Genomic DNA, 10684 nt, shown 5'->3' with positions numbered 1-10684 from the left:
TAGGCTACCTGACACCTAAAAAATATGGTGTACTGGCAGCCTAATCAAGGTGTTTTATATGTGTCTCATATTGCTAGGTCAGTCTAGATAGCTACTTTTGTTCATTAAAGGACTGTTTTTGTTAATGAGTTATCAAAGACAATCAACACGGAATAATGTTCATCCGCTTTCGATGCAACGAATGTCGAGAATTTGAGTGTGATGATTGAATTTGAACCGACACCATTTTCTTCAAAGAAATGATTCAACCGTTCTTCGAGCTCTTCTGGTGATCGACCAACTAACACTTTAGAATGTAACATGAAATCCACCCCGTCCTTTTTTTTGTGTACGATATTGAGTTTTCCCAACGTCCCTCCGTTTAAAACCTTTATTTTTCGAACTTGCCGAAATGAAGCCCGTTCGGTACTGTGAAGACAGTAGCAATTCTATTTTGAAAGGAATGAAGACAGATGCAAGAATACTCCTTTGATGAAGTGTTGGAAAAAAGAAAAACCGGATCTGCGAAATGGGATGGGTTGGAACAATTATTCGGGTCCGATCAATTGATTCCGATGTGGGTCGCCGACATGGACGTCCGCCCCGCAGACAGTATTACAAAAGCACTGACAAAACGGGCAGCAAGTGGTCATTTCGGCTACTCGCTCTTCGAAGAGGATGCAAAACGTGCGATTTCGCATTGGTTTAAAAAACGATATGATCAACCGGTTGACCTGGAAACGATTCTTTATTCCAGCGGTGTCGTCCCCGCCCTGGCGCATAGCGTGTTGGCTTTAACAGAAAAAGGGGATGAAATCATCATCCAAACCCCTGTCTATCCTCCATTCCATCATGTGATCGAGTCAAATGAACGACAATTGATTGAAAATCCTCTTCTTTTTACGAAGGGGCGTTATGAAATCGACTTCTCATTGCTTGAGCAACAGATGAAGACGGCACGGATGATCATTTTATGTAATCCTCATAATCCGACAGGACGCGTCTTCAGTCAGTCCGAGCTTCAGCGTCTAGTAGATTTGGCTAAACAATACGACTTGTATATCGTATCGGATGAGATTCATGCCGACTTGATTTTTTCGAGTTCACGCCACTATCCGATCATCGGGTTTGATTACGATAAGGTGATTTTAGTAAGTGCCCCGTCTAAAACATTTAACATTCCTGGTCTATATGCCTCTTATCTCATTGTACCGGAAGCTGAAACCCGACTGAAAATCGAAGCGGTCCAGCAAGCCCATTTCGTTCATCCGAATGCCATGGCTTCAACTGCCATCATCGCCGCCTATACTGATCCTCAAAGTGAACAGTGGCTAGACAACTTACTGTATTATTTAGAAGCTAATCGAAATCACGCCGTGCAACGCATTCAGACAGAGATGCCTCGCTTGACTGTGGTGTCACCTGATGCGACGTTTTTACTCTGGATCGATTGCCAAGCACTCCCGTTTGACGATACGATACGTGCCACTTGGTTAGTCGAGGAGGCCGGTTTGGCATTGACACATGGTCGTCCCTTTGGCACAAATGCCCTTGCATTTGAACGATTGAACTTTGGTTGCCCACGAAGCCAGCTAGATGAAGCCTTGGATCGTCTTTACTCTGCTTATCAAAAACTGAATTTCATGGATTGAGTTTTCTTCTTCCTAGTCACACCACACGCGTTGATGAGCCCCTGTCAACACGTGTGGTGTTTTTTAGAAAGCAAAATAAGTTTATTATATCTAGTTATTCCGTATAGAAAAAGGCATTTCCTTTACGTTTCAATCACTTTTCCATGACGGAATTCAGAAAAATAGAACTTTTTAAGCTACAAAAAGTTTCACAACCCCTTGATAGTTAAGGCTTGAAGCCATTTTTAATGACTGTGTGAAGACTTGCGTTACTGTTTCATCCCCTGTAAGGTGGGGAACAAATCGATTGTGCTTATTTGACAAGACAGTTAACCAGCGCAAAAAAAACGTTATTGGAGGCTTTATTGTTATGACGCAAGAATGGATTTCAATTAGTTTGTACTTAGTCATGATGCTTGCCATCGGCTACATTGCGTACAAGCGAACGACAAACACAGAAGATTATATGTTAGGTGGTCGTGATTTAGGACCTGGTGTCACGGCTCTATCAGCCGGAGCATCCGATATGAGTGGCTGGATGTTGATGGGATTACCTGGTGCCATGTATGCGACGGGGGTATCCGCCTTGTGGCTCGCATTAGGATTATTGATCGGGTGTTACGTCAACTACTTGATTCTTGCTCCACGCTTTCGCCTGTATACGGAGATGGCGAATGACTCGATTACGATTCCTGACTTTTTAGAAAATCGTTTCAAAGATACTTCGCGTATCCTGCGTACAGTTTCAGCCGTTATCATCATCGTCTTCTTTACGTTCTACACATCAGCGGGTATCGTATCCGGTGGTAAGTTATTCGAAAGTTCGTTTGGCTTTGATTATCATTATGGTATGCTCTTGACGATTGCGGTCGTCGTCGCCTATACACTATTTGGCGGTTTCCTCGCAGTCAGTTGGACCGATTTCGTCCAGGGTTGTATCATGTTCATCGCGCTTGTCCTCGTCCCGATCGTCGCGTTAACAGACGCTGGTGGAATTGATGGGGCATATCGTTATGCTGAAAACTTAGATCCAACGTTATTTGATCCGTTCAAAGGAACAACACTCCTTGGTATCATCGGATTTCTTGCTTGGGGACTGGGCTACTTTGGACAACCGCATATCATCGTCCGTTTTATGGCGATCCGCTCAGTAAAAGATTTGAAAAAAGCACGCCGTATCGGAATCGGCTGGATGTTCATTTCGATCCTTGGTGCGATGATGACAGGACTTGTCGGGATTGCCTATTTTGAAGGACAAGGAAATGGGCTTGGCGACCCAGAAACCGTCTTTATCCGTTTCTCTGACGTCTTGTTCCACCCCTATATCACAGGATTCTTGATGGCAGCCATCTTAGCCGCAATCATGTCGACGATTTCGTCTCAACTCCTTGTGACATCAAGTGCATTGACGGAAGATTTTTATAAAACGTTCTTGAACAAAAAAGCATCAGATAAACAATTGGTCTTAACAGGTCGAATTGCAGTCCTAGTGATTGCCGTAATCGGTTCCGTTTTAGCTTGGAATCCCTCTGCAACCATCTTATCACTCGTTGGATACGCTTGGGCCGGATTTGGTTCCGCGTTTGGTCCAATCATCTTGCTTTCCCTTTACTGGAAACGGATGACGAAACAAGGTGCCCTAGCCGGTATGCTATCTGGTGCGATCACTGTCATTCTTTGGGTCCAGCTTGGCCTCAGTACGACGCTCTACGAAATGGTCCCAGGATTCTTTACAAGCTTGATCTTTACGGTTGTCGTCAGCCTGTTGACGAAACAGCCTGTCGAGTCGGTTCAGGACAAGTTTGACGATATGGAAGAAGAATTAAAAGAAGCTGTTGAATGACCAAAATGCCTCTTCGCAAGTTGCGAAGAGGCATTTTTTGTATGCGTCACAGTTCCAAGACGCCATAATGCAGTTTCGAAGATTTACGTTTCGTCCGTGCGAAACCAAATCGGTCAAACAAGTCGCTTTCGAAATGAGCTTTTAAGACGATTCGTTGCCGAGCAACCCGTTTCGCTTCAATCAACACTTCTTCCGTCAACGGTTCATAATTCGCGAGCTGGCGTAACCCATTTAAGTGTGTGGATTCAGAGACCGTTTTTTCAAACATCGGATCAAAATAAATGACATCGACTGCGTCATCCGAACAGCTTTTGAGATATGTCAGGTGATCGGCTTCTCGAACGACGATTCGTCGCATCGCATCGACGATCGGCTGATACCGTTCAATCCAGTGTTGTAAACCTTGACGGACAATCAAAGCGGTTGCTGCATTACTTTCTAGTCCAGTCACCTGACCGGAAGAGCCGACCGCATGGCTCATGACGATTGAATCCGCACCTAACCCTAGCGTACAGTCGAGAACCGTCATGCCTTCCTCCAGCCGTGCGATTGTAATCAACGGATCGTGTCCACTCACATCAAATTGTTTGATTCGGAAAACTGCACTTGATGGATGAAAGAAAAACGAATGGTCGGTCCCTTCCGGATAATACTCCAATTGTTTTTTATCGACGACAAGGACCGGAAGCTGATAGCAATCATGAAATGACTGAATGCTGAGTTTTTTCCGTTCCGTGATGTGGAAGTCAATGGTCTGTTCCGTTTGAGCTAATTGCATGACTCGAGCTTTTACGTCAGCCGTAGGTCTCAAACACGTTGTTAATACAATCCTCTGTTTATTCAAAATCTTTCCACTCCCAGAAAAAAATAAGCTAGCCTACGCCAGCTTATTTCTTTTTCTTCAATAACCCTTCGATGTCCTCGATGAGTGCTTTTTTTGAAATCAAATCTTCTTGTTTTTCTTGTTCGACTTTAGCGTCAACGGTCGTCCGTTGCAACAAGGCTTGTAACGTCTCATCGATACTTGATTTCAGATGATCGCGATCTTCTTTATTTAATGCAAGGTCGTGACGCACTTCATCACCTTGTTCATCCAATTGACGTAACCGTTCCGTTAATTGTTTTGCTTCACGATTTAAATCTGAGTATAAACGTTCAATCTGTTCCAAGCGTAATTTGATTCCATCGCGTTCTGTGAACACATTTCCCAGCCCCTTCCAGCATACAGATATCTACATCATTACTTTACCATATTCATCACTAAATGAAACAATCACAATCCGTTTACAATCCTCTTATTTTTTTGGATGACTGTTTCCGGCATTCGTTTCAGCTATCTTTTGCAATTTCTTTCTTCGAGTCGCTATAATGAATAAGCAGAGTGAATTGCGATCAGAGGAGGACAACGTCATGGATTTAAAGCGTCGAGCATTACGTCACGTCGACCAGACCGAATTCGAACATTTTTTAAAGTACGGGGAACAGGCTTACGGATTATCCAGTCAGGAAATTCAAGGCTACGATCATGAACTCGGGGTGGAACGTGCTTTTGATTCCGTCGAACACAGTTATTCAGAAGATTTTTATTTTGATATTCTTGTCGACGATCAACTGGTGGGACGCCTACTTCTATTGAAAATGGGCCATTACTTCCAACTGGATTTAATGATTTTTGATGCCTATAGCCGACGGGGTTATGGAACCAAAGCCGTTCAGCTCGCTTTACAACAATCTGACGTGCTAGCGGTCTATGAGGTACGTGCTCGTGTCTTACCGACGTCACCTCATCAAGAGATTGCCTGTCAGATTTTTAAGACGAATGGATTCGTAAAAGGGAATGAATATTTTAGTAAAGGTCGCCGCAAACGTTATTCGTTGCAACGACCTTGATCGTACGCCGACGCGAACTTGCGTCGGTTTTTTTTGACAGATCTTCAATTCAAGCGTAAAATCTTACTTTGGATGATTCTAAAAGGAGGACACGTGGATGAATGAATGGTTATGGTTCCCTTCGATTCTCATTACGATGGGATTATTATTACTCAGTTATCGTTTGTTTGGAAAAACGGGTCTGTTGATGTGGATTGCCATCGCAACGATCATTGCAAACATTCAGGTGACACAACAAGTTGAAATCTATTCTTACATCTTCACATTGGGGAATGTCGTGTATGGAAGCTGTTACTTGGCAACAGACATCTTAAACGAAAAATACGGAAAAAAAGTTGCTCGTCAAGGCGTATACATGGGCTTTTTCTCTTTGATCACAACAACATTCCTCATGCAGTACAGCCTTTTGTATACCCCCCTTAACGATACGCTTGCTAAAGACATGTCGAGTTCCTTAAACTTACTATTCGGCTTACTTCCATGGATTGCTCTTGGTAGTTTATCCGCTTATCTCGTCTCGCAACTGTTTGATGTCTTCATCTATTCTAAGATCCGCCAAAAAACAGGCGAAAAAAAGCTGTGGTTGCGGACGACTGGTTCGACCGTCTTAAGCCAACTGATTGATACGTTAACGTTTTGTGCGATTGCATTTCATGATTTACCGTTTGATATTTGGTGGCAGATTTTTGTGACGACGTACTTAGCGAAGTTTGTGATCGCTTGGGTCGCTACTCCATTCATGTATCTTGCAAAACGAATCCATCCGACGACTTCTTCTAAGGATCTCGCTGCTTGATTTGTTGATTTCCCTTCTTTTCAGACATTCGGCTAGAAGATTGTCTTCTTTTAACGGATAATGGAAATTAGGAGGTGGTCTTCTTGAAAATCAAACGAAATGAGTCGTTTCGGTATCACTTCGATGAACCGATCACGGGCGAGTTCTATCTCGTCAAAGAAGGACGTCGGACACCGGCTGGATCAATGGAAATTTACAATATTTCTCCCAGTGGTATTGCCATTGCCACGCCATTGAAGTTGCCAATCGATCGTTCGACTTCTATCGTCGTCGAATTTTCACTTTTACTCGGTGCAGAACCGCTGAAAGTATCCGGTCAGATTTTACATGAAAAATGGACGGAGGCACAGCGTTTATATGGTGTTCGATTAGAAACGACGAAAGAGGATCAGCAACGAATCATTGAGGCGATCAAACAAATCGTCAAGGAGACACCTTGAACTCCGCCCACTTCAGCTGGACCGAGAAGGGGGCGGACTCAAATCGTGTGCGTTCTACCAAATACTAAAAACGGGGTGGCGGATTTCAAATCCGTCACCCCGTTTTTGTCAGAAACTTATTTTTGAGTCGTTCCTTTTTCTTGTACTGTACGATACACGATTGCCTCATAAGGACGAAGTGTCAACTTTTGGTCTGTCACGATAGGTGAGGCGTCATAGTTTCCGATGACGGGATCTGTCGTATCGTGTGCGATCGGAACCGTTACGTCTGATTGAGCAAAGGAACAGTAGATATACCATGTTTCCTTTTCATACGTTCTCGTATAGGCATAGACTTCAGGCTCTTCTTCCAAGATTAACGCATACTCTCCATAGACCATCAAATCATGTTGATGGCGTAAAGCAATCAATTGTTTATAGTAATAGAAAATCGAGTTCGGATCTTGTAAAGCTTGTTCGACATTGATGGATGGATAATTCGGGTTAACCTTCAACCAGGGTGTCCCTGTCGTGAAGCCACCATGGTCTGTCGCATCCCATTGGATCGGAGTTCGGGCATTATCCCGTCCCTTTAGATGAATCGAGTGCAATAAGTCTTCGGGTGATGCCCCTTGTCCGATTCGCTCTTTCCACATATTTCGAATTTCGATGTCTTCATAATCATCGATCGATTCAAAAGCGACGTTTGTCATCCCGATCTCTTCCCCTTGATAGATGTAGGGGGTTCCTTTTAATAAATGTAACAACGTTGCCAACATTTTCGCTGACGCGACGCGGTAGGTCGTGTCATTTCCAAATCGACTGACGACGCGGGGTTGATCATGATTGTTCCAATAAAGTGAGTTCCACCCTTTTTCATGGAGAGCGACTTGCCATTTCGTGAAGTTCGTTTTTAGTTTTTGAAGATCAAACGGTTGAACATCCCACTTCCCGTTTGGTCCGGAATCCAGGTCCATATGTTCGAACGTAAAGACCATGTTGACTTCTTTTCGTTCTGGATCGGTATAGAGAATCGCATCGTCCGTCGTCGCACCCGGCATTTCGCCGACTGTCAACACATCATAATTGCCGAACGAGGCGTCATTCATTTCTTTCAAAAATTCATGAATCCGTGGACCGTTAATATAATGTTGTCCTCCCTCGCCGTAAAGTGCCCCTGGAGAGACCGTCGCATCTGGAAGACCTGGTGTCTTCGAAATCAAATTGATGACGTCCATCCGGAACCCATCGATTCCTCGGTCCAACCACCGGGTAATCATCTGATAGACTTCTTGACGTAACTGTTCATTTTCCCAATTCAGATCGGGTTGTTTTTTTGAGAAGAGGTGCAAGTAATATTCGTTAGTTGTTTCATCGAGTTCCCAGGCTGGACCTGAAAAAATCGATCCCCAGTTATTCGGTAACGTCCCGTCTTCCTGTCCACTTCGCCAAATATAATAATCACGGTAAGGATTCTCCTTACTTTTACGAGATTCCGCGAACCAGGCATGTTCATCCGAAGAATGATTGACGACAAGATCCATCACGATTTTGATGCCCCGCTCATGTGCTTGGTCCAGCAATCGATCAAAATCCGCCATCGTTCCGAATTCCTCCATGATGGCTTCGTAATCACGAATATCGTATCCATTGTCATCGTTTGGTGAGTCATAAACCGGACTCAACCAGATGACATCGATCCCAAGTTCTTTTAAGTAATCCAGTTTTTCGATGACTCCGACAAGATCGCCAACCCCGTCACCATTTGAATCTTTGAAACTCCGCGGATAGATTTGATAGACTACACTGTCATGCCACCATTTACGTTCCATCAGATTGATCGACTCCCTTATGACTAATTAATGCAAGCGATTGCATTTATCTTTAAAAGCGCTTCCATTTATTTCATCGACATCGTATCACGAACAAAGCAGCAAGAACAAGGAGATTCCGTTATTTTCCTAAGGTATACTGAAGTTGGCTCTACTTTCGGTTTGACGTTTGAAACCGGCAGATAGAGGAAAATGATTTAGGAAAGGAGGAATGACACCATGTACCGCCGCTACTTATTATTTTTGATTTGGGCAATCGCTATCGTATTTATTTTAGTGTTCGGAAACAACCGTGTATTCCCCGCTGGTTTCCTGTTCTCCTTCTTCCGTTTTGACCAAAGTCAATTCGATACGTCCGCATTGAGTTTGTTTACCTTACTCGGCATTTATCCAGCTGCCTTTTTTATGCTGTTTTTGGATGAAAAACGTTTTCTAAAACCTTCCCCGATGTTGGCTAGTTTTGGAGCCTTTGTGTTAGGGTCCTTTATTTTAATGCCCTATTTGGCACTTGCGATTCCACGTCAAACTTTTTTACCGTTTCGGCGCCGTAAATTCGTTCCGTACCTCGTCGCTGTGCTGGCTGTTCTTTCCGCAATCGTCATCTGGCTCGCACTCGCACGATCCGATTGGTCCATTTTCCAGATTTACTTCATGACGAATCAATTCGTACGCACGATGACGGTCGACCTTGTGATGTTCTACATCTTACAGTTATTCATGTTACACCGAATTCGAATTCGCCAAGACCAACGATTTGGTTGGCGAGATCTGATCCCACTATTCGGGTTGTTCAGTTATTTATTCCGCCGTCATCTCCCTGCCTCAACCAACAGTTGATTCGACCGAACGGATTCGGCTACAATAGGGAGATAGCTTTTAGAGGGGGATTTAATTCATGAGACAGTATCATCAACTTTGTCACGAAATCTTAACGAACGGCATCCAAAAAGAAGACCGGACGGGAACCGGAACGACCAGCATTTTTGGTCATCAAATGCGGTTCCCTCTACAAGACGGGTTTCCGATGGTGACGACTAAAAAACTACATATGAAATCCATCATCCACGAGTTGATCTGGTTCATTTCTGGGGACACGAACATCTCCTATTTACAAGATCATGGTGTACGGATCTGGAATGAGTGGGCGGACGAAGACGGCAACCTCGGACCTGTCTATGGTGCCCAATGGCGTTCGTTCCCTAAACCCGACGGCTCGACGGTCGATCAATTGGCAGATGTCATCGAACAAATTAAAACCAATCCGGATTCACGTCGTTTGATTGTCAGCGCCTGGAACCCCGGCCAGTTAGAAGAGATGGCATTACCACCTTGTCACCTGCTGTTTCAATTTTATGTCGCAAACGGAAAGCTGTCCTGCCAGCTTTATCAACGGTCCGCGGATGTCTTCCTAGGGGTGCCGTTTAATATCGCTTCCTATGCCTTGCTGACCCATATGATTGCCCACGTCTGTAAGCTCGAAGTCGGGGACTTCGTGCATACATTAGGGGACGCGCATATCTATGCGAATCATATGGAGCAAGTGGAGCTTCAATTGAGCCGGACACCCAAACCATTGCCGACCATTCGTTTTGCGCGGGAAATCGAACGGATCGAGGACTTTACGTTTGAGGATATCACGATCGAAGGATACGATCCGGACCCCCATATTAAGGGAGTGGTCGCCATATGATTTCACATATCGTCGCTTATTCAAACAATCGTGTCATCGGTCGGGAAAATGCGATGCCTTGGCATCTGCCCGCTGACTTGGCTCACTTCAAACAAACGACTTATGGGAAACCGGTCATCATGGGTCGGAAAACCTTTATTTCGATTGGTCGTCCCCTGCCTGGACGTGAAAACATCGTCATCACCCGGGATCTTTCCTTTCGTCCAGAAGGTGTCACCATTTGGCATGACTTGAGCGCACTCGATGCCTATCTGCATACGGATGACGAAGTTTTTCTGATTGGTGGCGGTGAATTGTTCCGACAAACATTGTCTCATGTCAACCGGGTCTATGCGACCGAAATCGACGCCGTCATCGAGGGAGACGTGTATTATCCCGAGTTACCAGACGACTTTTTCCAAACGACGGAAACATTCCACCCAATCGATTGTAGCCATGCCTTTGCTTTTACGATCAAACGGTTTGACCGTTCTGCCCAGTCTAACTAACATATGTCCTCAAAAAAGGTATCGATATAGACTGACCTAGCAATATGAGACACATATAAAACACCTTGATTAGGCTGCCAGTACACCATATTTTTTAGGTGTCAGGTAGCCTAATT

At 44.4% G+C, this 10684-nt stretch carries 12 protein-coding genes; 8 read left to right on the top strand and 4 right to left on the bottom strand.

Annotated features, from left to right (window positions below; genetic code table 11):
- Nucleotides 1-104 precede the first annotated feature (104 nt).
- On the bottom strand, nt 105-302 hold the full coding sequence (locus KNQ13_RS14875) for a hypothetical protein (protein WP_014970552.1): 198 nt from the start codon (nt 300-302) through the stop codon (nt 105-107).
- Between the two features lie 150 nt (nt 303-452).
- On the opposite strand from KNQ13_RS14875, the gene KNQ13_RS14870 reads away from it, so the two are divergent.
- Nucleotides 453-1631 carry a MalY/PatB family protein gene (locus tag KNQ13_RS14870; RefSeq protein WP_026830738.1) on the top strand — a complete coding sequence of 393 codons (1179 nt, stop codon included), beginning with the start codon at nt 453-455 and terminating at the stop codon, nt 1629-1631.
- A 349-nt stretch (nt 1632-1980) separates the two neighbouring features.
- Nucleotides 1981-3453 (top strand): sodium/proline symporter PutP, encoded by a 1473-nt coding sequence (putP, locus tag KNQ13_RS14865; protein ID WP_209548504.1) that lies wholly within the window; start codon nt 1981-1983, stop codon nt 3451-3453.
- A gap of 46 nt (nt 3454-3499) precedes the next feature.
- On the opposite strand, the gene KNQ13_RS14860 is transcribed toward putP, so the two are convergent.
- On the bottom strand, nt 3500-4231 hold the full coding sequence (locus KNQ13_RS14860; protein WP_251027487.1) for a class I SAM-dependent methyltransferase: 732 nt from the start codon (nt 4229-4231) through the stop codon (nt 3500-3502).
- A 109-nt stretch (nt 4232-4340) separates the two neighbouring features.
- Nucleotides 4341-4655, bottom strand: coding sequence for a hypothetical protein (locus KNQ13_RS14855; RefSeq protein ID WP_012370605.1), 315 nt, complete (start codon nt 4653-4655; stop codon nt 4341-4343).
- A gap of 208 nt (nt 4656-4863) precedes the next feature.
- On the opposite strand from KNQ13_RS14855, the gene KNQ13_RS14850 reads away from it, so the two are divergent.
- From KNQ13_RS14850 to KNQ13_RS14840, 3 genes are all read left to right on the top strand, one after another.
- On the top strand, nt 4864-5343 hold the full coding sequence (locus tag KNQ13_RS14850) for a GNAT family N-acetyltransferase (protein ID WP_209548502.1): 480 nt from the start codon (nt 4864-4866) through the stop codon (nt 5341-5343).
- 97 nt (nt 5344-5440) lie between these two features.
- The gene (locus KNQ13_RS14845) at nt 5441-6139 is read left to right on the top strand and encodes a queuosine precursor transporter (RefSeq protein ID WP_014970556.1); all 699 of its coding nucleotides are present in this window, start codon (nt 5441-5443) and stop codon (nt 6137-6139) included.
- 83 nt (nt 6140-6222) lie between these two features.
- Complete coding sequence (locus tag KNQ13_RS14840; RefSeq protein ID WP_014970557.1) at nt 6223-6579, top strand: PilZ domain-containing protein; 357 nt, start codon at nt 6223-6225, stop codon at nt 6577-6579.
- Nucleotides 6580-6695: 116 nt separating this feature from the next.
- On the opposite strand, the gene KNQ13_RS14835 is transcribed toward KNQ13_RS14840, so the two are convergent.
- Nucleotides 6696-8390 carry a glycoside hydrolase family 13 protein gene (locus KNQ13_RS14835; RefSeq protein ID WP_026829770.1) on the bottom strand — a complete coding sequence of 565 codons (1695 nt, stop codon included), beginning with the start codon at nt 8388-8390 and terminating at the stop codon, nt 6696-6698.
- A gap of 219 nt (nt 8391-8609) precedes the next feature.
- Between KNQ13_RS14835 and KNQ13_RS14830 the strand changes: the two genes are divergently transcribed.
- From KNQ13_RS14830 to KNQ13_RS14820, 3 genes are read left to right on the top strand one after another with little or no spacing between them, the layout of a single operon-like run.
- Nucleotides 8610-9227, top strand: a complete 618-nt coding sequence (locus tag KNQ13_RS14830; RefSeq protein ID WP_209548501.1) for a hypothetical protein — start codon at nt 8610-8612, stop codon at nt 9225-9227.
- A 58-nt stretch (nt 9228-9285) separates the two neighbouring features.
- Nucleotides 9286-10080 (top strand): thymidylate synthase, encoded by a 795-nt coding sequence (locus KNQ13_RS14825; RefSeq protein WP_026829772.1) that lies wholly within the window; start codon nt 9286-9288, stop codon nt 10078-10080.
- Nucleotides 10077-10568, top strand: coding sequence for a dihydrofolate reductase (locus KNQ13_RS14820; RefSeq protein WP_209548500.1), 492 nt, complete (start codon nt 10077-10079; stop codon nt 10566-10568). The genes KNQ13_RS14825 and KNQ13_RS14820 overlap by 4 nt, the downstream gene beginning before the upstream one ends.
- Nucleotides 10569-10684 lie beyond the last annotated feature (116 nt).

It is taken from the genome of Exiguobacterium sp. s128, assembly GCF_018618815.1.
Classification (GTDB): domain Bacteria; phylum Bacillota; class Bacilli; order Exiguobacteriales; family Exiguobacteriaceae; genus Exiguobacterium_A; species Exiguobacterium_A antarcticum.
Note: the sequence above shows the minus strand (reverse complement) of the source record. Positions and strands in the feature narration are given on the sequence as shown.